Source organism: Paenibacillus sp. RC334, assembly GCF_030034735.1.
Lineage (GTDB): Bacteria > Bacillota > Bacilli > Paenibacillales > Paenibacillaceae > Paenibacillus > Paenibacillus terrae_A.
Window position 1 is genome coordinate 1,114,140 of record NZ_CP125370.1, and the last position, 24,711, is coordinate 1,138,850.

At 39.1% G+C, this 24,711-nt stretch carries 17 protein-coding genes and 1 pseudogene; 14 read left to right on the plus strand and 4 right to left on the minus strand.

The features are described 5' to 3' along the window. Positions 1-121 precede the first annotated feature (121 nt). On the plus strand, positions 122-319 hold the full coding sequence (locus QMK20_RS05295; RefSeq protein WP_283654890.1) for an aspartyl-phosphate phosphatase Spo0E family protein: 198 nt from the start codon (positions 122-124) through the stop codon (positions 317-319). Positions 320-727: 408 nt separating this feature from the next. Continuing rightward, positions 728-1,234 carry a hypothetical protein gene (locus QMK20_RS05300; RefSeq protein ID WP_283654891.1) on the plus strand — a complete coding sequence of 169 codons (507 nt, stop codon included), beginning with the start codon at positions 728-730 and terminating at the stop codon, positions 1,232-1,234. A gap of 125 nt (positions 1,235-1,359) precedes the next feature. Here QMK20_RS05300 and QMK20_RS05305 read toward each other — a convergent pair whose 3' ends face one another. Further along, on the minus strand, positions 1,360-2,583 hold the full coding sequence (locus QMK20_RS05305; protein WP_283654892.1) for an acyltransferase: 1,224 nt from the start codon (positions 2,581-2,583) through the stop codon (positions 1,360-1,362). A 198-nt stretch (positions 2,584-2,781) separates the two neighbouring features. Here QMK20_RS05305 and QMK20_RS05310 point away from each other — a divergent pair, with 198 nt between their 5' ends. The 5 genes from QMK20_RS05310 to QMK20_RS05330 all read left to right on the plus strand — a co-directional run bounded on the left by QMK20_RS05310 (position 2,782) and on the right by QMK20_RS05330 (position 9,409). Beyond that, positions 2,782-3,789, plus strand: a complete 1,008-nt coding sequence (locus QMK20_RS05310; RefSeq protein WP_283654893.1) for a substrate-binding domain-containing protein — start codon at positions 2,782-2,784, stop codon at positions 3,787-3,789. After that, entirely contained in the window at positions 3,770-5,863 is a 2,094-nt protein-coding gene (locus tag QMK20_RS05315; protein ID WP_283654894.1) for a cache domain-containing sensor histidine kinase, read from the plus strand. Before QMK20_RS05310 ends, QMK20_RS05315 begins: the two co-directional genes overlap by 20 nt. Further along, the gene (locus tag QMK20_RS05320; RefSeq protein WP_283656211.1) at positions 5,811-7,058 is read left to right on the plus strand and encodes a response regulator; all 1,248 of its coding nucleotides are present in this window, start codon (positions 5,811-5,813) and stop codon (positions 7,056-7,058) included. Before QMK20_RS05315 ends, QMK20_RS05320 begins: the two co-directional genes overlap by 53 nt. 96 nt (positions 7,059-7,154) lie before the next feature. Next, entirely contained in the window at positions 7,155-8,447 is a 1,293-nt protein-coding gene (hcp, locus tag QMK20_RS05325; protein WP_283654895.1) for a hydroxylamine reductase, read from the plus strand. Positions 8,448-8,686: 239 nt separating this feature from the next. Then, positions 8,687-9,409 carry a hypothetical protein gene (locus tag QMK20_RS05330; RefSeq protein WP_283654896.1) on the plus strand — a complete coding sequence of 241 codons (723 nt, stop codon included), beginning with the start codon at positions 8,687-8,689 and terminating at the stop codon, positions 9,407-9,409. Positions 9,410-9,883: 474 nt separating this feature from the next. On the opposite strand, the gene QMK20_RS05335 is transcribed toward QMK20_RS05330, so the two are convergent. Then, complete coding sequence (locus QMK20_RS05335; RefSeq protein WP_283654897.1) at positions 9,884-10,231, minus strand: helix-turn-helix domain-containing protein; 348 nt, start codon at positions 10,229-10,231, stop codon at positions 9,884-9,886. A 334-nt stretch (positions 10,232-10,565) separates the two neighbouring features. Here QMK20_RS05335 and QMK20_RS05340 point away from each other — a divergent pair, with 334 nt between their 5' ends. After that, entirely contained in the window at positions 10,566-11,072 is a 507-nt protein-coding gene (locus QMK20_RS05340) for a hypothetical protein (protein WP_283654898.1), read from the plus strand. Between the two features lie 111 nt (positions 11,073-11,183). Then, positions 11,184-11,510, plus strand: a complete 327-nt coding sequence (locus QMK20_RS05345) for a nucleoside triphosphate pyrophosphohydrolase (protein WP_283654899.1) — start codon at positions 11,184-11,186, stop codon at positions 11,508-11,510. A gap of 293 nt (positions 11,511-11,803) precedes the next feature. Here the strand turns inward: QMK20_RS05345 and QMK20_RS27545 are convergent. Further along, positions 11,804-11,983: pseudogene (locus tag QMK20_RS27545) on the minus strand (transposase); the annotation flags it as partial. A 386-nt stretch (positions 11,984-12,369) separates the two neighbouring features. On the opposite strand from QMK20_RS27545, the gene dptF reads away from it, so the two are divergent. The 5 genes from dptF (at position 12,370) to QMK20_RS05370 (ending at position 23,376) form a co-directional block, all read left to right on the plus strand. Beyond that, positions 12,370-14,178: a DNA phosphorothioation-dependent restriction protein DptF gene (gene dptF / locus QMK20_RS05350; protein WP_283654900.1), complete on the plus strand. Its 1,809-nt coding sequence runs from the start codon at positions 12,370-12,372 to the stop codon at positions 14,176-14,178. A gap of 5 nt (positions 14,179-14,183) precedes the next feature. Next, on the plus strand, positions 14,184-15,569 hold the full coding sequence (gene dptG / locus QMK20_RS05355; RefSeq protein ID WP_283654901.1) for a DNA phosphorothioation-dependent restriction protein DptG: 1,386 nt from the start codon (positions 14,184-14,186) through the stop codon (positions 15,567-15,569). After that, on the plus strand, positions 15,550-20,751 hold the full coding sequence (gene dptH, locus QMK20_RS05360; RefSeq protein WP_283654902.1) for a DNA phosphorothioation-dependent restriction protein DptH: 5,202 nt from the start codon (positions 15,550-15,552) through the stop codon (positions 20,749-20,751). The genes dptG and dptH overlap by 20 nt, the downstream gene beginning before the upstream one ends. A 140-nt stretch (positions 20,752-20,891) precedes the next feature. After that, complete coding sequence (locus QMK20_RS05365) at positions 20,892-22,142, plus strand: DNA sulfur modification protein DndB (RefSeq protein ID WP_283654903.1); 1,251 nt, start codon at positions 20,892-20,894, stop codon at positions 22,140-22,142. Between the two features lie 7 nt (positions 22,143-22,149). Further along, complete coding sequence (locus QMK20_RS05370; protein WP_283654904.1) at positions 22,150-23,376, plus strand: hypothetical protein; 1,227 nt, start codon at positions 22,150-22,152, stop codon at positions 23,374-23,376. A gap of 187 nt (positions 23,377-23,563) precedes the next feature. Here the strand turns inward: QMK20_RS05370 and QMK20_RS05375 are convergent, their stop codons facing one another. Continuing rightward, entirely contained in the window at positions 23,564-24,697 is a 1,134-nt protein-coding gene (locus QMK20_RS05375) for a cysteine desulfurase family protein (protein WP_283654905.1), read from the minus strand. Positions 24,698-24,711 lie beyond the last annotated feature (14 nt).

The window sequence follows — 24,711 nt, forward strand, 5'->3', positions numbered from 1 at the left end:
ACAATGGACCAGCTTATTGCTGGTCTTTTTTTGGATTATTTTGTAATTTCTTGGCTCAAAAAAGGACATGAAGTATTTGTTCATTACCTCCTAAAATGAGATTCACTAGGAGGTATGCAGGATGAACAGGGATGAAACGTTAACGTTAATTCAGCAGATGGAATACGCCAGACAACACTTGCATGAGCTTTACGAAGAGTATGGCTTCGGACACGCTTGTGTACTTGAGCAGTCTATGCTTTTGGATGAACTGATTAATCAGTACAACCGTATGTTTCACCAGAAATCTGCCTCACTATGTTTAGAGCCAAATCATTGACAAGACGATGCTATATTCAGTCCATCCCCCCATTCTTTTTATTGAAAACTGTGACTTCTCCCTCATAACGTTTATCATTATTCTATATAATGACTTATTTTAAAATAAAATACATGTTCATGGAATAATATGTTAATAAGTTAGGGAGATGCATACTTTGCATTCGCAATAGTAGCCAGGCTGACATATAAAATGTAGAAAGTATAGCTGCTAAATGATATTGCTGTACTTTTGGAAATTCTTTATTAGTCATATAGCAAAATTGGAACTTATACATACTGGGGTTGATTAATAAAGACCATTCCTGTCTTGGAAAGAGGTGGTCACTTATTATTCATTCCATTCAATTAGAGTGAGTTAAGATCAGTTTAGGTACAACAAAATTTCATGAGAGAGAAGGCTATGAATATGAAAAGTATTAAAAAAGCTTCATTATTATCTGTTTTGTCTTTAGCCGTTGCCATTCCATTAACTGCTTCTGCTGCAGCTACGACCGATCTTGCACCAGCTACAACAGACTCAGTACAAGTGACTCAGTCTGCAAATGAATCGACAGATGTGAATACGCCAAAAACGGGAGATCATGTTATTACTCCTCAGGAAACTAAATCGGTGGTCAATAGAACTCTTCGTAATACAGAGCTTACAGAGGATTTTGAAATTCCCTCAAGATATGGATATGTTAAAGTATGGATACGTAATGACGGCGACCAACCAATTAAGTTTTCCGTAAATCAAGGTTCACCATCAGGTACGCAGAAGCTTTCTGGAACTGTAAAACCTGGCCAGATTTATAGTGAAGTTAGCTCGAATGCTTGGTCTACCGGTAAGTTTTATGTGAGCCTTACCTCAGGTAATGCTTACATGTCTGGTGAACTCGCAGTTCGTATAGGTACTTCACGGGGAGAATTGTAATTATCTCATAGTTGTTTTGAAGATGGATCAGGTCGGCCAATGTGCCGGCCTTTTTCATTAGAACAGGACATTCCCGAAATGAATCGGGAGTGTCCTTTTTTAGTGATATAGCCTCTCTTTTTCTATTAGCCAAGCTCCTGCGTGCTTTTGGAAGCGCGTTTGGAGGAAAGCGGCTGAAACCGAAACGGCCAGGTCAAGCGCTGTTTGCCTTTGGAGCCGACAATCCAGTTGCCTCCCGGCAGATGGGCAAACAGCCAGCTGATGCCGAGAGACACGCTTGCCACGACGACAAACGTAAGCAGTGTCGCCGTAAAATGATGATCGCCCAGTGAAAGCGGGCGGGTGAAGTAGGATATGAAGGCCAGTACGAGCGCATGGGCCAGATATCCCCCGAAGGAATAACGTCCGATCCAGTTCAGCATGCGGCGGAACGGCTCGGAGCGCTGGTCTTTTTGCAAATGGAGCAGCAGTCCATATAACAAAAGCAACTGTGAGACAATCAGCACAAAGGTACTTGGCTTGAGATAGGTGGAAATGTTCAGATTAATCGTATTGCCCGACTGGATCAGCATCGTGTGACCCATGAGCATGAACAGACCAATAAAGACAAATACATTCCACGGCAACGTCTGTTTGGCCAGCCCCCGCCAGGTGTCCGTCATATAAGCGCACACTGCGCCCAGCATAAAATAGAAAAAGTACATAATAAAGTTATAGGTGCGATAATCTAACAAGTCCTGCCAAAAGGACGGCAAACGGGTGCTCCATGCAGACATGTCATAGTAGGACCATTGCAAGAGCAGAGCATAGGCCGCCGCTGCTGTCAGCATTACAATCAGAACGAGCTGTTTGCGTTTTTTGGTGCTGTAGCGACGGAGGAACGCTTGTACATGCCCGGCTGCTTTTGCAAATAAGGGAAACAAAATATAAAACTGAAAAATCATCACCACAAACCATAGATGATATCCGCTGACAGGTATAATCATTTCCTCGAACATGCCCTTGTAAAAATAAATATTTCCCCACTGCGCCGTCGACCAGTTCTGGTTACATACCCAATACACAACCGTCCAGCAGAGAAAAGGAAGATAAATATCCCGAAACCGCCTGCCAATGTAACGGGGATAGCCAATCGGTTTGTTACCATTATAAAAAAGCAGCGCCGCAGACAGGAAAACGAACGTCGGTGTGCCAAAGCGTGTCAAATGGTACAGCATTGCGAGCATAACGGAATCCGGCTGCTGGATATCGCTGCGGTAAATATATTCACCAATGCAATGCTGAAGCACGACAGCGAGGTAGGCAAGACCCCGCAGTTCTGTCCACTCCGCGATACGCGGCTTGCTCATCCCTATCACTCCTTTTCCAAAAGAAATCGTATACCTTCTCCATAACACAATTTAGGTATTGTAACGCAGGAACATTAGTGCAGGATTAACGCTACCTGAAAGTAAGAGGAGTGGAAGTAGTTCCAATTTGATATGATTGCGTTTACAATCTAAGTAAATTCACAACTTTGGGATAGGTACAGAAAGGGGGGAGGAAGGATGAAAAAAACACTGGTGGTATATATTCTGCTGATTGCGGCCTTTGCGTTGTATGTGTTCAGATATGAACAATCCGGGCCGTTGAACGGAACCTGGGAAGAAAAAGGGCTACGCGGCAGCATTGGAGAAACGTATATCATGATTACGTTCCAGTCCGGTTTGGAGTATTGGAAAAGCGGCCTTAAGGGCTTTGAGGATGCCGGGGATGCGATGGGTGTGACCGTCGAGTATCGGGGGGCTACCCGTTATGATGCGCAGGAGCAGACGACCGTGATTGAGCAGGCGATTGCCCGGAAGCCCGCAGGGATTGCGATTTCCGCGATTGATCCACACTCGCTGATCCCGGCGATTAATAAGGCACTGGACGCGGGCATTCCTGTGGTGCTGTTTGATGCCGGGGCACCGGGCAGCCGGGCGTATTCTTTTCTGGGAACGGACAATTACAAGGCGGGTGTGACTGCTGCGGACAAAATGGCAGAGCTGCTGGGACGGGAAGGCGAGGTAGCTGTTCTGACGTTACCCGGTCAGCAAAATCATGAGGAGCGTTCCCGTGGTTTTCGTGACACCATTCAGCGGCAGTATCCTGCCATGAAGGTGGTGGAAGTGGCGGATGGACGCGGTGACGCAATGGTATCCCGGGATGAGTCGCTGCGGCTGATGAAGGCGTATCCGAAGCTGGCGGGGATTTTTGTGACCGAGGCGACGGGAGGAACAGGTGTCGGTGAGGCGGTATTGAGCCAAAAGAGCCGTCGTCCGCTGAAAATCATTTCTTTTGATACGAATAAAGCGACCCTGGATATGATCCGTGGAGGGACGATCTCGGCAACCATTGCTCAGGGAACGTGGAATATGGGCTATTGGTCGCTTCAATACCTGTTCCATCTGCACCATCATTTGACGATTCCCGCTCCTTCCTCCTCCGGTGACAACGCCCCTCTACCTGTTCGAGTGGACACAGGGATATCCGTCGTCACACGGGCGAATGTAGATGATTATTATGCGAAATGATGATCAACGGAGATGGAAGCGTATACGCGCATGGTCGGATCAAAGGATGCAGCGTTTGCGCTTGCGCAATATGCCTTTACGGTATCAGCTCATGTTGTTATTCCTGTTCTTTGGCATCGTACCGTCACTGGGATTGGGTCTGCTGGTCAACTGGACGGTGGAACGGATTATTGAGCGGCAGGTGGAAGACCATACGATGCAGCTCATTGGCAAGGTAAATGAGGCATTGGATACCAAAATGGAAAATTTGCAGAACATGACGTATTTGATTGGCTTTAACCCGGATATAGGAGAGTTCTGGCAAGGACAGACGCTGGCTGACGGTCACACGGGTACAGTAGCGCAGTCGGTTGCGCAGGAGAAACAACAGGAGGAAAGGGCACAGGATACGCTGTATCGGATGAAGCAATTTTTGCAGGGCTTTACCACGTTATATCCCGAGATTGCGGGTATTCTGATCGTGAACGAACACGGCGACTATATTAGTAACGAAATGTATGCTCGAAGCACGCGCAGTCTGACCGAAGAGGACTGGTATAAACAGGCGTCGCAGCATGCAGGTATTTTTACCGTACTGGGACAGCCGAGCCATCGTAATGTGACGACTCATGTTCAGTACAAGGATAGCGAAATTGTGTCTGTCGTCCGGTCGGTGACGGATTCGGAGACTGGACGTGTGCTAGGCGTGATTATGATTGATCTCAAGCTACGGGCCGTGTCGCAGGCTGCCAGAGATGTAACCCTGGGCAAAACCGGGTATTTAATGGTGACAGATGCAGAGGGACGTAGCGTGTACATGCCGGATATGCCGCTGATCGAGCGTATTCCCCCGGAATGGTTCGGGGCAGGTGACAGCGGGATGTTTACTCGTGAAGCTGGAGGGAGAGAATTGCTGTTCATGTTCCGGGCTTCCGAGTTTACGGGCTGGAGAACGGTGGGTGTATTCCCGGCGCGGGAATCAACACTGGAGGTACGACAAATTCAATTCTACGTCGTCTCCTTTGTCTTCATTGTGTGTCTGTTCGGACTGACGGCATCCTTAAGGTTGTCGCGTTCGATTGCGCAGCCGATTTTCCGCCTGATGTCCTATATGCGGACAGCAGAAACGGGGGATCTTACGGTTCGCCAATGGAGTGACCGCGGGGATGAAATCGGGATGCTCGGCAGGAGCTTCAACCGGATGCTGGAGCAAATTCGCCGTTTGATGTCGCTTGGCGAGCTAAGGGAGCGGCAGAAGCGGGATGCCGAGCTACGTAGCCTTCAGGAGCATATTAAGCCTCACTTTTTATACAATACTTTGGATACGATTCATTGGATGGCTCGTAAAAACGGGGCAGAAGACGTGTCCGATATGGTGGGGGCGCTATCGAGATTGTTTCGCCTCGGGTTGAGTAAGGGGGATGACTTTATTCCGCTACGCAGCGAAATTGAGCATATATCAAGCTATATGCAAATTCAGCAAACCCGGTATCGGGACAGACTTCGCTGGGAATTAAACGTATCCGAGGAATTAGGGGAGCTGTTCGTGTTGAAGCTCATGCTTCAGCCTGTGGTGGAAAATGCCATTTACCACGGCATCAAGGCCAGACGTGGTCCGGGCACGATTGGGGTCGAGGCGCGGATTGAGGGAGATAAGCTGCTGCTGACAGTACGTGATAATGGTGCAGGGATGACGGTGGAACGGTTGCGGGAGCTGCGGCATTTGCTGGAAGCACCGCTGGACTCGATGGAAGGACAACAGAAGCCAAATGGAGCCAGTGTGAATGCGAACGGTAGGAGCTATGGCATGCTGAATGTACAGGCGCGTATCCGGCTATCTTTTGGTGAGGAATATGGAATTGTATTGGACAGTGAAGAAGGGGCAGGTACCTGCGTTACGATCATTCATCCGTTGCTGCGGGATATGGCACAATTGAAGAAGCCTCATGAAAAAGGAGCGGATCAGGATGACGAAATCACACACCATCGGCACCTCGACAACGACGAGTCTGACGGACAAGACCATAACGGAAGTGACGACGATGACGGCAAAACGTTACACAAAAAAACGCTATCAGGTACTGATCGCAGATGATGAGCCGATCATTCGTGAGGGCATACGAGATTGCGTAGACTGGACGGCTCTCAACATGGAGGTTGCGGGTGAGGCGGAGGATGGCGAAGAAGCGCTGGAGCTGGCGGTACGGCTTGGCATCGACATTTTGCTGGTCGATATGAATATGCCGTTCATGGACGGAATTGAGCTGATCCGACGGCTGCGGGAAGAACGCCCGGAATGTCGGTGTCTGATCATTTCTGGTCATGATGAATTTGCGTATGCGCAGGAGGCTGTCCGACTTGGCGTGGAGGATTATATATTGAAGCCGGTCGATGCGGAGCAGCTTCACGCTGCGCTGTCGCAGCTCTGTCAGCGGCTGGACGAAGAGCGCAAGCGTGCCGCCTATGTAGAACAGGCCGCCGGGCAGATTGAGCGGAATATTCCGCTGCTGCGCCAGCGCTTTTGTCTGGAATGGCTGGAAGGGCAGAACACGGGAAAAGACGTGATGGAACAACTGGCGTTTTTACGTCTTCCAACCCGGCCACCCGTTCAGATCGGCGTGGTACGGTGGCCTGCGGCAGAGGCGCGGCAGACGATTATGCGTGAGAATGACCGCCAACTGTTTCTTTTTGCTGCTGAAAATATCATTGGCGAGCTGTTGGAGGGCCTGCCGCATGTGTTGTTCCGCGATGCAAACGGGCTGATCGGCATATGCCTGTGGCAGGAGGCACCCGAAGCCATCGGCGCAACGATGGAGCAGGCTATTGGTCGCTACCTGAACATAGCGGTTCATACACATGTGGAGCGAAATGCCCGGGGGCTGGAAGGTGCGGTTGATGCGTTCCAAGTGTGCCGTGATCGTGTGTACGGCGAATCGCAGTTGTCTCCACTCGTACGCCGGGCACGGCAGCTTATTCAGGAAGGCTTTGCGGACCGGGAGCTGACACTGGAATCCCTCGCCTCGCGTTTACAGGTATCCACCGTGTATCTCAGCCGTGTGCTCAAAAAAGAGCTAAACGATAGCTTCGTGACCCTCGTCACGCGCGCCCGTATTCGCAAAGCGGTGCAACTGCTGGACTCCACCACGCTGTCAATCCACGATATCGCAGAGCGCACAGGATACGACAGCCAGCACTATTTTAGTACGGCTTTTAAAAAGACCATGGGTGTTTCCCCTGTTCAGTACCGCAAAGGCGGTGGGATCGGCGTAATCGCGTCGGATCAGGAGTGAGCTGAAAAATGTGTGTGTAATCACACCTGGGCGTTGGGGGGTCTGTTACGCTGTGGATAACGAACAAATATCTATCAATATTTGGAGGAAAACGATATGTTTTGTTATCAGTGTGAACAGACGCCGAGTGGCGGGTGTACCGTAGTTGGAGTGTGCGGCAAGAATGAAACGATAGCGAGCTTGCAGGATACGATGATTTTTGCGTTAAAAGGCATTGCGGCCTATGCGACACATGCTCGACAGTTGGGCTATAGCGATCCAGAGGTGGATCGTATCACGCATGAAGCGTTATATATGACCTTAACCAATTCTAACTTTAATGTACAAGAGCATTTGGACATGGCGATGAAGGTCGGAAATGCAGCCGTACGGATTATGGATGTGCTGGATCGCGCGCATACGGATCGTTTTGGCATTCCGCAGCCGATTACCGTCAGTCAGAATAAAATTGAAGGCCAATGTATCGTCGTGACCGGACATAATCTGTATGCGCTGGAGGAATTGCTACGGCAGACCGAAGGTAAGGGCATTAATATCTATACCCACTCGGAAATGCTGCCTGCCCACGGTTATCCGGCGTTGAAGAAATACGCACATCTGAAAGGCAATATCGGTAAAGCATGGTATGATCAGCGCAGACTGTTCGAGGAATTTCCGGGTGCGATTCTCGCCACGACGAACTGCGTGATGCCGATTAAAGGCACATATGCAGATCGATTCTTCTCTTATGAAGTAGCCGGGCTGGAGGGCGTCGCCAAGATTACGGACGACGACTTTGCACCATTGATCGAGCGCGCGCTGGCACTGCCACCCGCAGATGTAGAATCTGAGCAGGTGCTTACGACGGGATATCATCACGAGACGGTCATTGGACTTGCTCCCGAGATTATTCAGGCGGTTAAAGACGGACATATTCGCCGCTTTTTCGTTATTGCAGGCTGTGACGCACCAGGTAAAGGCGGCAACTATTACCGAGAGTTGGCCACTTCCTTGCCGAACGATACAGTTATTTTAACCACGTCCTGCGGCAAATTCCGCTTTAATGACGTGGACTATGGCACCGTGGGGGACACGGGGATTCCACGTTATATTGATCTGGGGCAATGCAACAATTCCGGTTCTACGGTGAAAATCGCTCTGGCGTTAGCAGATGCTTTCGGTTGTACAGTGAATGAGCTGCCAGTCAGCATCGTGTTGTCCTGGTTTGAGCAAAAAGCTGTTGCCATCCTGCTAGGCTTGTTCAGCCTCGGCATGCAGGATATCCGCATCGGGCCGAAGCCGCCCGAGTTTATTTCTTCTGGCGTGCTGGATGTGTTGGTAGAGCTGTTTGGCTTAAAGCTGATTACTACAGCGGAGGAAGATATGAAAGCAATGCTGGCGTTGTCGTAGGGGCGACAAATGGTTACAACTCCATGAGAAGTCGTGTTATTGCACGGCTTCTTTTATTTGCTTATCTTTGTGGTAAGTCATGAAATGACATGATTATAGAATGTTCAACAATTTATTACATTAATTTTATGGAACATATTGGTACTAATGCACTATTTCATCATGTGGATAATAATGGTTAAATGAGTATGTGTTGAATACAATGTGTTCACACAGAAAAATTAAAGGAGATTGAAAAAATGAAAAAGAGATTTATTGCAGGTATGCTGGCAAGTAGTATGTTGGTACCCACAATGGCTTTTGCAGATGAGGCTATAAATATAAATGATAGTTCTTCTAACAACTTATCAAGTGGATTAATGGACAGCGTTTATAACAAAGATGAGATTGCTAAAAGGCTCAACAACGCGATTATAGAGCTGAATGAAGCAAAGAAGTCAAATGAAGGAGCTCTTAGTTTTGATAAAGAATTATTGACTGATGAGTATACAGCTAAAATCAAGAATTATAGTGATGAAGAATTGAAACAATACCTTTCTCAATTTTTTGTAGATAAATCTGCAATTGAAACCAAGTTGGTCAATATTAAAACGATACCTGAGGATGACAACATCATAAAACCAACTTACAAGACATACAATAAGAGGGAAGCTGAAGTATGGACTGGTGTCCCATCGTTAGGTTGGTGTTATGTGCATATTCAGTACAACATTTTAATTGGGGACTCAAGTGACGGAAGAATGTACGATGGCTTATTTATGAGAGGGAAAGTGCTTACCAGTTGGCAAACGGGCATAGCTGTCGCAAACAATTGGAAACATCTTGATGGAGATGTTAGGGCTCTCGGGAATAGCGCTGATATCACAGCCAGAGGCTTATTAACATGGGGGATTAAAGGTACACCACTCAGCTATTCTCAGGACATTACAGTATTATTTGAGGACAGCATACACAATTATTAATAAACTTTTACGGCAGGTGATTCATGAATTTTCTCAAAACCAAAAAGTACTGGATTTTAGCATTTCTAATTATGATGGCCTCATTAATATACCCTTCGACATATGAACCTCAAGGATCGAGTAGCCCCGAATCAGGAAGCCCTTTCAACGAGTATAGTTATGGGTTGCTGTTTCCCTTTCTGACTTTACGTACAGCTCAGGTTGTAACAGGTAGTCAAAATGTATTTAGAATTGGTATAGAGGCCGAAAACTACTTCTTTGGTATGGGTGACTTTCTGGGTTCTTTTGTATTCTGCTTTGTACTTTCATACCTAATTATAAAGCTGTATAACAAAATCTTTAAATGAGCATTATTCTCGATCATTTTATGTAAACTTTTTCAAAGAATCCCCCCTCCTTGGGGGGATTTCGTGTACCTAGAGTAAGTAATCACCGATCTGACACCCAGTGAATGCGAACGTAGCTACTTATGGATTAATGTTCATCAATTCTTGCAAATATGTCCGTAAGAATCTTCAATGCCAGCTCAGTATCTTTGGATTCACGAGTTCTTAGCAGAGTCAAAATACTTTTTACACTCAAATCTTCTTCGGTAAGCTCATCATTTTCCTTTACATATGTAAGCAACTGATAAACGCCCACGTTCAATGCCTTCGCTATTTTCTCCAGATTTTTCAAAGATATATTTCTCTCTGCGCGTTCAATAAAACCGATATAACTCGAATTGAATCCTGCTTTTTCAGCTAAAGCTTCTTGGGAAAGCCCTTTGGACTTCCGAATATCCCGAATGCGTGTACCGACTAAATCTAAAAGTTCAGACATGTTTACACCTCTCTATAGTAAGGATTTCACAAAATTCGATTCCAATCGCTCCAAAGTGCAATATATAGATGAACTAGACCCTTTCAATCTATATATTATTTATTGGAAGTCGCTTATTGGATTTTTGCAAAATCTTCTAGTTAGAAGTGTAGAGAAAGAGTTACTTCTAATTAATAACTGTTAATAAGTAAATTGAATTAAAAACTACTATATAGTAATATTTATTATAAAGCTTGTCCGATAGCTAGAAATTTGTACATTTTGATTGTTCTTTATTGGTCCTACAATGCCCTCACTGTTCATTAAATTAAAATTCAGGAGTTGACCCCCCCCCGTGAAAAATTACTCCTTAAGCAACCACCTACATAGTGATCCAGATTCCATACAGCCTAATCATAGCGACCCCAACATATTGAATTGCATGATGGATTTTCAAAAGCTGGCCCAATATCAGATCAAGCTTGCACAGATCATGCGCAATCATCATCAATTTCACAATTGCCTCATTCTTTGTGACCGGGCGATGTTTTCTATGGCTAAGGCCGTTTATGTTCACCGAAATCAAATCATTCTGTCCTCCATTAACCTATCTATTACCGATCTGCCAACTTTAATCCACACGGATGCTGAGCCGAGTTTGGATATGGTACTGTTTATGGGTACAGTGCATTACCTTATTTCCGCAGAGGATAGTGCACATAACAAGCCGATGAAGCTAGAGGAGGTCGATAGGCTGCTTTTTAGAACGGACCATACTTTAATACGTCTATCTCGTCGAATTGTAGCTGATCCTGCTGAGCGGTATCAATCTATTTTTAAAGAAAATCAGTCCATGAAGTAGTTAAATCATATGTTAATAACACCCAACCTCTTCTCACGAATGATATAATGGAAAAAAGGGAGATGTTGGCTGCGGCCTAAAGGCTCCAAAACAGAAAGGGTGTTATTTCAGATGCCTACATACAACAAGCTGGTACGGGACCGGATTCCGCACATCATTACGTCTCAGGGCAAGGAATGCCGCACGCGCATTTTAGACCCGGAGGAATATAAGCAAGAGCTGAGAACGAAGCTTCGTGAAGAGGCAACGGAGTATTTTGAAGCGGCAAAAGATAAGGACGCGCTGGAAGAGCTGGCGGATGTACTGGAAGTCATCCGGGCGCTGGCAGAAGTACATGGGGCGAATGCAGCAGAGCTGGACAAGCTGCGGGCAGACAAAGGCGAGGCACGGGGTGGCTTTCAGGAGCGGGTATTTTTAATTGATGTGGATGGGGCTTGATGTTCAACTTAGTATGGATAATGTGATGGTAATGAGCTGATCGCCGGGATACAACATGCCTCTGGGGCTGGCTGTCAACTTTAGGCGAAACGGATTGCCTAAAGCATCCACAACGGCGTGAATTTTAGTGGTCAGTCTGCCTTGGGAACATCTCATGGTCTGAAAATATTGCCCTCTTTTGCTCCAGCTCGATGCTGATGGACACAAACAATCGTCGCATCAATCATTACACTTTCGAAGTCAGGTTCAATCGAAATATGTTCTAAAACCCGATCCCAGATACCGGCAATTTGCTAGCGACGAAACCGGGTGTACACCGAGGACCAGGAAGGATAATAGTCTGGCATATCTCGCCATGGTGCCCCGGTACGGGCGACCCACAACATCGCGTTGAGCATCACCCGGTTGTCTGTTCCAGGTCGACCTCCTTGGTTTTTTCGTTCCGGTGGCAGCACGTCTTTGATCTTTTTCCACTGATCATCTTGAGGTTTCGTATCGTCTCTTCATACTTCTTAATTCACCACGATTTAACTTTGTTTTATAGTTTGAATATACGCCCTAAATACAACTAAATGATTCGTGTACTATTCCTAAATGAGGGATAAGATTCCTATTGAAAGACGATATCATATTTAGAAATCAAAACAAAGTTTTTACATATTGGTATGATTTATCCCATTAAACCACTCACAAAAAGCAAGTTCATAAAGAAATTAAAATTGAAAGATAAATTATGGAAGGAATATGCTATAAAATGTCGAAATGTAGTTCTTTAGATTTAGTTTATCCTTGATTTGGTAGGCGATATGGATTATTTTAGGTAGAATGATTACAGTGCATACTGTGGAGGAATTAATTTATGGATGCTAATATAAGCGAGTACTTTATTGATGTTCTAAAAAGATGCAAACAATCTTCAAAAGAAGCTGTAGAAAATCTGGATGAATTCAGTGAGTTTAAAAGATACATGCACGTTCAAAGGCCTGTAGAAGTAGAATTAGAAGCAATTATTAATGAAGCCTATTCTACCGAAAAGGCTCATTTAATTTTGGTTTGCGGTGGAGTAGGAGACGGGAAGTCACATATTCTTTCATACTTAAAAAATAAATATGATTTCTTAAATGATAAAAGTAGCTTTTATTTGCATAATGATGCTACAGAAAGTTTCTCACCTCGTAAGACGTCCATTGAAACGCTAGCGAACGTACTTAAACCGTTTTCTGATCAAGGCCTTCAAGAAGAAGGTTCTCAAAATATTATTTTAGCGATTAACTTAGGGGCTTTAAATAACTTCATTGATTCCGAAGAAGGAAAATCTTTCTCTCGTCTACGAGATTATGTACATCAAAAACGGATCCTAGAGACTGTGATCGAAGATACTCCTGCAGGTGATGATGATACATTTAAATTTGTGAATTTTAGCGATTATCACATTTATGAACTCACTGAAGCAAGGCCAAAATCAAGCTATATTAAGAATATTTTTCAAAAGATTACTCAGAAATCTTTTGATAATCCATTCTACCAAGCTTATTTAAGGGATTACGAGGATAACAAAGAACTTTCCTTGAAAAATCCAATTATACAAAATTACGAGTTGTTTCAGCATGAGGATATACAGGAAAAGATTATTGATCTATTAATACAAGCTATGGTAAAGGAAAAACTAATTATATCGACTCGGGCTTTACTTGATTTTGTATTTAATATTTTGGTCCCATCTTCTATGGAAAACATGAACTATTCGCAATTAAAGGAATATGTGCAAAATCAAAATTTTAAGTCATATATAGCTTGTTTGCTAGCATTCCAATTATTCGAAAAAGTTGATGCTTCATCTATACATCGCGCTATACATCAAATTAATCCAACACGAATAAGGACTGAAAAATTAGACCAATATCTTATTGAATTTAAGTCTAGAAAAGATGGAGCCTACCTTTTTGCACAATATATAGACATCAATAGAATGTCGTACTTTGCAAGATCTTTTATATCAAATTCACCATGGAGAAATACGGAAAGTAAAGATTATCAACAATATAAACAAATGATTATAAAGTTGTTCGTTTATTTGTATTATCTGATCCCTAAAGAGGAACATCATTCTTTTCAAGATAATATCTATAATCAGTTTATGAAAAATTTATATCACTGGAATAAACGGGAGTGGAGTAAGCTCTCTAAGTTATATCGAGAAGACGTTAGAGAGGCCATATATAAATGGAATGGTGAAAGCAATGGGGATCTTATTTATATTCAAGTAGGACAACCTCAAACGCAATATTATGCTTTGCAAAAATTAGAGGTAGAACCACACGTTAATCGATCGACTATTTTAATGGAAGAAGAGTTATCTAAATTTCTAACCGTAATGACACTACAGTTTAAAGCCAGAAATTCTGTTTACTCTGAAGAAGATTCGATTGTTTCAATTGATATAGATTTTTCTTTGTATTCCTTGTTAATTCGAATTAAAAACGGATATCGTCCAAATAAGAAAGATAAATTTCAATTTATTAAGTTTGTTGAGTTCATTGGTAGACTAAGTAGCGTGGGAAATCAGAAAGAGGAAATTGTGTTTGAGAGTAAGCAATTTGGAAAAATAACTCGGTATCGTTTGAAATTCGACTCAACGTTTGATCAATATTCGTTTATGGAGACGTGAATATAATGAATTATTATTTAAATTCAGAGTTGATTAGGGAAAAATTTAAGTTTACATCTTCTATTAGACACAACCCTAAAACGGAATTGGAATTTCTCCCTTATAATACAAAATTTAAAGAGGCACAATATAATTTCAGAGAAGTAGTTGGAGAATTCATCAGATTAGTTGGACAGAAAAAACTTCCTGAGGATGTGAACTCGGATGATTTGGTTGACAGGGTACTTAATACGATTGATTTTGAAAATATGAATCAGCGCAGTGTATTTAAGCAAACGATAAAGACATTATTTTTAGATGAAAACAATCAATTATATTTATTTCATCCTAAGACTTTGTACTATATAAATACTGTTGAAAATGAAAATAAAAAACTCGCAATATTTCTATACAATGTTTTATGGAACCAAGAAGAGCCATTGGCAGTGGAAAATATCCAAGAAAGTTCTTATGACCTCATGAGTGAACTGCTTTTTAAATCACTTCCTGAGCTAAGTGAAATAACGGAAAAACCTGAAAATTATGCAGTCATGTTACCTGAAATCTCCAAACTTTTTATTCAAGATTTCAAGTGGTTAGTTACAAAGAGTGATCTATTTACTTTACAGGTCGAAAAAATTATTTCTTATTATTATTTCTTCTATGTTAGTCAATTGTCACTAAGAAACGAGGCAATGTTTACTCCTTTTGAAAAAGAAATTAGGCCCATTTATTTTACTTTTGAAGGAGAAGAAAAACTATCCAAAACACGTGTCAGTTACGAATATGGTTGGAGAAATTTGGAGAAATCGATAAATCGTATTTTTTCACATATTAATTTTCTAAAAGTACTTAATCTCTCTAATGGAAAATCTGTTTATTCTTATCAAGATATCGCCTATAGAATTCGTAATATGTCTCAGGAAGAGCTTGAAATATTGGATCAACAGGTTTCTCAACTGATGGAAGAATACAAAAATAAGCTTTCAGGGGATACAAAATGGGAGCTTATGGGTACAGTAATGCGCCCATATGACATTCCGGTATTAAATAATATGTATTTGTTCTTTAGTATGATTGATCATCAATTTAATCAAACTAGTCGTTCTAAGCCTTATAATGAATATAAACAGTGGTTTGTACATTTCTGTCAAAAATCGTTTCTAAAATCAAGAGGAAGATCTGGAAAGATGCTTATTTTAGATACAGATTATCTTTTATTCTTTACTAAAATGATTATCCAAGATATGCCTAAAATAAGATTGAAAAAGTTATTTGAAGAATTCGAAACAAGAGGGATTATTTTTGATCGTGATACTCAAACAGCTATTATAGATTATTTTGAAAAGCTTAATTTGCTTGAGAAAAAAAGTGATAGTGGGGATGCAATATATGTCAAATCATTTTTATAATTATTTAGCTCAACAGATCCAAAAATTCTTTTCAAATATTAATGTTCAGCCAGGTGAAAAGTATCATATTCAATTTGAACGAACAGAACAAGTAGAGAATCTTGTAGAGCAAGTTGGTTTATTAAATCATGTAGAACCGTTTTTTATGCAAACAGAGGAAGAGTTATTTCAAACGATATGTTTAATGAATGATACAGTGAAAATTCTTATAGCTTCAAATATACATGAGATTACACCGGATTTTTTGACAACTCTTCGTAATAAAGTAGGCACACAAGAAGAACAATTTACTGATAAAGCAATGTTGCTTATTCATAATTCTAATTTAGATAGTTTGGTGCAAGGGATGACTTCATTTTCAAAAGAAGGAATGCCGTTTCACATTAGCTCTATTGAAAAAAATCTACAGGAATTGATGAAAGGTTCGAATCTATCCAAGGAAGAAAAATTAATATTACAATTCATAATGGAGTCAAATAAAGCTCAACAAGGCTTGCATGAACAAATTACTTTGTTTGATTATGAGAATATAATGAATGTCCTGAATAATGGAAAATTAGAATCGAATGATTATAAAGAATTTAGTTTGTTTTATGACTCGGAATTGTTTCATACACCAAGGTCGGATAAACAGATTAAAGAACGCTTGAAAGATAATCAAGCTTTGTTTAGCGATGTCGAAATGATTCACCAGTATGGGCCGATTGATGTTGGTCTAGAAAGACATTTTGATGAACAAGGTGTAAAAGCTCTTTCAGTTTCTGAATGGCAGGATACTGATTTTGGAACGGTTAGACGTTCTAATCAAAAGAAACTTGAGGGTAAAGGACTTGAGTATATTGAACCTAATAAGAAGTTATCTCTCGAAGGACTGACTTATTGGGAGAAAGCAGATGGTGAAAGTAAAAGTAAGCAAAGAAAACGAAATATTATTGTATTTAACCCTGATCTCAATAAAACAGTTACACTAGAATTCCCTTTTAATGATTTTATAAAAAACCAGTATATTAATAAAAATGAAATGAAGCACAAGTTTGACTCGGAAGCATCTGGGAAAAAGATTAAAGTTTGTTTACATCATGAACCCGGACAGACAAGCTTCTACGGATTAAGGTATAAAACAGAAGTATCTCAAACATATGATTTCAGAATTGCGATCGTTGAATCTACAGAAAAATTAATTCATTCTATTCAAACCACTTTTACAATTAATTTATCTAAATCTAAAGGTTCATGTATCCTAATAAACTCTGATGATGATCAGTGGATCCTAAATAAAGGTGCGTCGGAGGTATTAAAAGCAGAGCTTAGCAGTGAGATAGGAAATAATCAGTTTGATATGACAGAGTCTGATGAGCTAGTTATCCTTAAAAATGCAGATATGGCTAATGAAGAAGAATTACTTCAGTTTGAAATACGATTACCCTATACTAAAATTCCTTTTGCAGTAAGGGATGTAGTAGAACGTCCTGCTCCGATAAGTGGTTTCAGTGTGTGGAAATTAAAAAGGGAAAAACAAGCACATTTTGTGTACCACTTTGAGAATGAAAAGATGAAGATTATTCAAGGTACACGTGAGACGTATGCTCAGGGCGACTTTAAAAAGAATTTAGAACGGGAACTTAAACTGATTGAGTCTAACCACATGTATTTTTATGAAGAAGCTGGAGAGATTATACCTGAAGTTATTTCAGTGTCAGAGTATTTAAGAGACTCCTATTTTGATTTACTAAGATTTTTTAGAGCAAATGATTTGCTTCCTAGCTTGGCCTTTTTTAACAATGAATATACAGAATTATCCAGAAATTATGTTAACGCATTTTTAAAAGAGTTAAATGAATTGGAGAACGGGCAATCTTTGGATCATTCGAAAAGAGATCTGGCGCTGATTGGAACCATTAGAAAGGGTCTTAAGGATCCGGAGTGGCTTTTTACCCCTTTACATCCTTTAAATATTGCCTATCAATTACAATTAAACGATCTTATATGTTCAGAGGTAATAAATGATGAATTACTTCGTTCTTTAAGACCAACTAACTTATTACCTTACGTCTCATTTAATAATTCGAGATTATTCAAAGCTGTCGAGAACAGTGATTCTTTTGAATGGTTAACTTACATTGATCAGAGTTTGCCTAGATTTGAATCTTCAAAATTTTTTGTAAGTAAACTAGTGCAGGAGAAAATTGTAGAGTTTACAGAGCATTTTTCTTACCTATTTGAATTAGATTATAGGGCCCCTCTAAAAATTAACACGATCAATATGGGGGATTGTCAAGAGATTTTGCAGGGATTATTTGAATATTATAAACGACAGCTTAAAAATAAGATTGAGAAAATAGATTTATTACCTATTGAACTCCACATTTACGCCGAAAAAGGAATCAATAATGCATTTGAAGAAATGTCACAGTATTCAGATGCTGAGGAAATAGCGAAGATTTTTAATCTGAAGCTAGATTTGGAAGGTTACCATTCAGAAGAACTTCTTAATATTTTCCGAGACCAGGTTAAGTTTTATTCAAAAGACGTTCAATCCAATAAATACGAATATAGTCATGTGACTTTTTATCAAATGAGCAAAATTGAGCAGGTCGCGACGAGTAATGCGTCAGAAATGATTACAGGGGTTTCACTTTTTGGATTGGTTTCGGGTATTCCATCTGTATTTATAAATGATGATTACAAAACAGGATTTGGTACGAAGTATTACCGAAAATCAAAGACTCCGCTACTTTCAATTGCTCCAAAACTAAATTCATTGCTACGTGTTGCTCGTACGCTGGACAACTACCAAGAAGATATGAATATCGTCACCGCGATTTCGGCTGACCATAAACAGAAGCTGGATTTAGTGTATGATTCAGCACACTGGGTAACTTTTATTGAGCCAAAAGTGGATTTAAGTTTCTTTAAAAATGATGATGCTCAAAAAGACCTGTTAGTTATCCACTATAGTGATCAATATACTTCATCAAGTGGATTTGACGCGATAACAGTAACAAACCGTTCTAAACAATACGAGCGTCTTATTGAAGAGTTTTTAAAATCTCAAAACATTGAATGTACTAAAGAAGATTTACCTCCAATCATTAACTTTTTCAATGCTATAAACGGAAACTGGCTGCTACGATTACTAGCACAAAAAAATCAATTTCCAAGAGAGAAAATTAGTATTTTATCTGCAGTGAAGTTGGCCCTTGCCTCATTAGCACATCGAGATATTATTTGGATTCCGATTTCAATGGAAGAAGTACTTCGAATCTCGGGAGGTACGGGATTAAAGCAAGCTGAAGGATTGTTTTCGACTAAAAATTTAGGAAAATTCGGTTCTTATAGCGATGATCTTTTATTAGTTGGTATAGAAGATCAAAAAGGTAAACTTTTTGTGCATTTGTATCCGGTCGAAGTGAAAATAGGGAATAACTCCTCTGCTGTATATGATAAAGCAATTAATCAAGTAAAAGAAACAAAAGGACTATTAGTAGAATTTTTAAACGATGAAAAATCTTTTAAAGCGAAATTGTATCGTAATTTCTTTATCCAATTGGCAATTTCAAGTGCTGAAAAAATGAAACTTTATAGTATTTGGCCTGAACAGTATTGGCAAAATATAACCAGTAGCTATCTGAGAGAGAAACTTTCAAATGATGATTATCAAATCTGTAATACACTGCAAGAGTATATCGGGCATGGTGCAGTAATTTCATTTAAGAAAGATGTTGTTTTTACTGATATAAAGAAGACCGAAGATGTATTAATATTTAATTATCCCGAACAAAGTGGGTATGACTTCCTTGTGAAAAGTATCGAGGAAATTAAAGATCATATACAAAGTGATTACGGTGATATTCCCAAGGATCAATTACTTTCTAATCTATATGATTCTAAAAGTGACTACGTAAAAACCAATGACACCGAGGATAATTCGATTCGATTAATAGCTGAAGACAATGATGAATATCGAGTATCTAGCTATCATGAAGTGGCATCAACTGCCTTAGAGTCAAAAGATGTAGACGTTAATAAACCATTTTCTACAAAACCATTGGAGGTTTTGTTTGGTCATAATGCACAGAGTGGACAAGAAATAAAATGGTATCCGACTACTACAGATAAAGTCATGCATACGAATACAGGAATTATTGGCACAATGGGGACAGGAAAGACTCAATTTACAAAGTCATTAGTTACTCAACTTTACCGGAATAGTAAAGATAATATTTATAGTACACCGATTGGCATTTTAATATTTGACTATAAAGGTGACTATATTAAACCAGAGTTTGTTGAGGTAACGCAAGCAAAGGTTTATGATTTATATCATTTGCCATATAATCCATTATCATTATATATTACAGAACCAGCTAGGCCCTTGTTACCTATGCATACAAGCAATTCTCTGACGGATACCATCAGTAGAGCTTTCAACTTAGGACCTGTGCAATCTATTACTCTAAAGGATTTAATTATGGATGCATATGCTCAAAAAGGGATTCTTAAAGGGGATTGTACAACCTGGAATAACTCAGCTCCAACCTTTAAAGATATCTACGATTTATACTCCCAAAGAGAAGGAGTAAAGATCGATAGCCTCTATGCTGCATTAAAGGAATTATATGATACCGAAGTATTTGAGCCTGCTGCTGATCAAACAATTCCTTTATTTGATATGGTTGAAGGGATTACTGTAATTAACTTGTCTGGCTTTAACGAAAGTATTCAAAATTTAGTAGTGTCTATAACTTTAGATGTGTTCTATAACCAAATGCAAATGCAAGGTCATAGTGCGATTAAGGGGAGCTATCGTGAAATTACAAAAATGATTTTGGTTGATGAAGCAGATAACTTCTTGAGTAAAAACTTCACTTCAATTAAAAAAATCCTTAAAGAAGGCCGAGAATATGGTGTAGGTACTATTCTATCTACGCAATTCCTTAGTCACTTTTCGACTTCTGATAACGATTATGCAAATTATATCTTGACTTGGATAGTTCATAGCGTTTCTGAAATGTCTTCTAAAGAGATCAGGATGGTATTTAGTACGCAAAATAAAGCAGAGGAAGAAAATATCATGAATAGAATCAAATCATTGCAGAAGCATTATAGTATTGTAAAAATAGGTTCAGATCAACCCATATGGATGAGGGATCGGGCATTTTGGGAGTTGGAAAAAGAATAAGATTCAAATGAATTTTACAATACTTTTCTTAAAGCCTTTTTCAAACGATACAGATGACAAATAAAATATTGGAGAAAGCGGCACTTCTAAATTAAAGAATTGTCGCTTTAATACAGACTATTAACAAGGGGGAAGAACGCATGAACTCAAAGATAAATGTTATTCCTTATAAATGGAATGAACAATCTTGCTATATAGGAATTATAAATTATAAAGATCTACCTAATTTAGTGGATATACGTTCCGATATATCTATGAATAGAAAAATTGATGATAAGAGAGTCGAGGGGATAAAACAATATATTCTTAATGATATTTCGGGTACATTTTTTCCTCCAGCTATTCTCAATAGCAGAGCTACTCTATCATTTGAAAAAACAGGATTTTTGAGTGTTAGAAACGGGAATTTCACAGTTATCGATGGTCAACATCGAATAAAAGCGATAATAACTTTGTTAGATGAAATAAAGGGCCCTTTAAGTGATGAACTGAAATTAATGGAGCTACCCATAGTCATAATTGAAAACCTTGAAAATTACCAACATAGAGATTTATTTTATATGATTAATGAAACACCAAAAAATGTGGAAAGTAATGTCTCTGAGCGATTTGCGCCTAAATTAGAGAATTTGTTAGGGCTAGATTTTTTCTCTAAGCATAAGCATTTAATAGATAGCATCGAATGGCATGAAAAACAGTCTAAAGAAAAGATAGTATATCTACATATGACTGATTGCATTCGTGAATTAACTCGGATACTATATCCAAATTTAAGAGACTGGTATGATTGCGAAAGAGATTTACTTTATAAAGAATCTACCTATACAGACATCATTACCCATTACTGGAATAAATATTTCGAGATACTTAGTCAGTTGAAATCAAAGGCATTTTTTAGAAAAAAAATAACAATCAGAGCTATAATTGAGGATGTTTATAATAAAATAGATTATATATTCAATGTACAGGCATTTAACCCGAGAACTTTAGAAGAAAGTATTCGTAAAATTAAGCAGCTTATAGATGAATCAATGGAAACTTTGCTTTGTGACCCATTAATTGAATACCATGGTTCAGAAAGTGTAAGAAAAGATGTTTTTTCATCAATTAGACACTTTTTAACGATTAATAACAAATTAATTAAATACAAGGACTATATAAATAAAAATTCTAAGATTAAATCTATAATTGTTAAGGTATTAGAACCTTATTATGTAGATAACATACTTTTATTAGATAGTTCTGATTATCTTCTATTAGATAGTACTTTGCAGGACATTTTTAATAATACTGAACATATAAATGAAATAGAGGCTGAGGCAATTAAGTCATTAATGATAAATAAACAAACAACCGTGAATGAGATTTTTGAATCTTCTGTTAAGGGGTGAGAAAAAGATGAATAAAATATTTCCAAAAGAATATCCTAAGTATCAAACAAGTCTATTCGTAGTATGTAAATCAAATCATAGTGAAATGACATTGAAAGATATATGTAATTCAGAAAGATACTCGAATAACATTAAAGTTTATATAAATACTCGTTTTGAAAATATCATATTTGTGACCTTTTTTCCACATCAAGACAAAATAAAATTTTTTGAGAAGGTGAAAAAAGAATTTATAGAAAGTTTAAGTAACGTTTGTTCCTATATATCTATAGCTTATGACAATCAAACTATTATATATATGAAAGAAATATCTGAGAGTGTTTATATTCTGGAAAGAGAATTTCGTACACTTATAGAAATTATATTTTTGAAAGAAATGGGTATTAATTGGTATTCCCATTACTTTCAAAATTCAGAAAATGAGAAAGATCGGGTGAGAAAAAGAGACAAAATTCTTCATTACCTCAATAATCCGTTAGATAGTCTAGACTTTGTTCATCTAAAGAATTTTGTTGAAGAACGTATTAAATTTTCTAAAAATGTAATGTCGGATAAGTTAGATACTATTAAGGATGAGCTTGCTTCTTTCGCTTCATCTAATGACAATACTCAACAATTGTACGAAAAAATATTAGATAATTTAGAAGAAGTGAAGAAATTATCCGGTCTCAAAAAAACACTTGAAGTTTCAAATCTTTATCAGCACATAACCTCCGAACTAGCTGATGAGTGGAAAAATCTTTATGATTATAGAAACCCTTGGGCACATAATCACTGCTTATTGACGAGGAGTGAATTAGAAAAATATAGAGAGCTTGCATCCTCAGTTTTGAAAAAAATTAGGACTGAAATAACTTTACTTAGTCTATTAGAGGATGGGGCTGAATTTAAAATACAAAGCGATATCATAACTTTGAATTTAACGAATTTTTCTAGATTAGGAACCCCTTTTTGTAGACTGAAACTACAAATTAAGAGCAGCGCAAGTCAGCAACATATTCTAGAAATAATTGAGGCTACTTATGTTGAGGTAGTTACAGTATTAGATGTTTTGAAGAAATATGCAGACTATAATGACTCCGAGATTAGTTTGGAAAATCTTAAGTTGAATCCATTCTTCATTGATAATCTTAAGTCTTTTGGTGAAAATCTTTTTAAGTCTGGTGAGTTACAGGAAAAAAATCACATTGAATTTAGATTCCTTGGAACAATTCTTTTTGAAAGAGAATTCTGAATATCAGCTTAAAAAGATAGAAGGTACAAAATCCTTTATGAAAGAAGATGTAGATATTTTGTTAAACGAAATATTTCCTCGCACAGAGAGAAATTAAGTTTAATAAAACTTTGAATTTTTTAATTGGGCTAATTTCCTAAAAAACACATAGTATGTTTTTTTACACTATGTGTTTTTTTATTGATTTCTATCTAATCTGTTTAAAAAGGTTCAGGTCTTTTTCACTAACATCAGAACTCAAAGTTACTCGGATAGTCTGACGGACTTCCTCAAGCGACTTACCAGCAGCGCTCAATACATGACTTGGTTTACTAGAACTGCAAGCGGAGCCAGAGGAAAGGGCTACAAAAGAGGAGAGCTTTTTTAAAAGTAATTCATTATTAATGCCAATAAATTGCAAACTAATCAAGCCGGGAATTTTATTTTTTTCGTCGCTATTAAATTTAACTTTGTCTCTTAAATTCGTTTTAAAGATGTCTATTAAGTACTTTTCTAAATCGTTTAACCTTTTTACATTTTTATTGAGGTTTTTATGAGCTAGCTCAGCAGCTTTTCCTAACCCTACAATATTATGCACAGCTAGCGTGCCACTCCGATAATTGTTTTCTTGTCCTCCCCCGTGGAGGAGAGGAGTGAGACGCGTATAGATCTCTTTGGATTGCTTTCGTATTATTGCTGCTCCGACGCCCTTTGGCCCTCCGATCTTATGGCCAGATAGAGATAAGAATCGAACACCTTCAAGTTTGTTTAAAGCAATTGGGACTTTACCTACGACTTGGGTAGCGTCTGTGTGAAAAAAGAGACCGTTTTCTTCGAATACTAACGATAAATCCTCAATTGGATTTAATGAACCTATTTCATTATTACCCCACATAATTGAAGTAAGCATAGGACTGTCATGTACAACTGCCTCTTTTACTTTTTGAATATCCACTCTAGCAAATTGATCTACGTCCAAATAATTAATCTGGAAATCATGCTCCTCTAAAAAATTCAATGTCTCAATAACTGATGGATGTTCTGCTTTTGAAGTAAGCATATTTTTGTTAGCATTGTTTTGTCTCCCGTAATAGTCGGCAATCCCCTTGATGATCATATTGTTACTTTCGGTAGCACCACTGGTGAAAACAACTTCATCAGCATCACATCCAAGAAGTTCGGCAACTTGTTCACGTGCTTTGGAGACTGCTTTTTTTGCATTTTCGGCTAATAAGTAGAATTTGCTAGAGGGATTACCGTATTCTTCTTGTAAATAAGGTAGCATAGTATCCAGAACTTCAGGATGGATTTTTGTCGTTGCACTATTGTCTAAATAAAGCATAATATCACAACTTT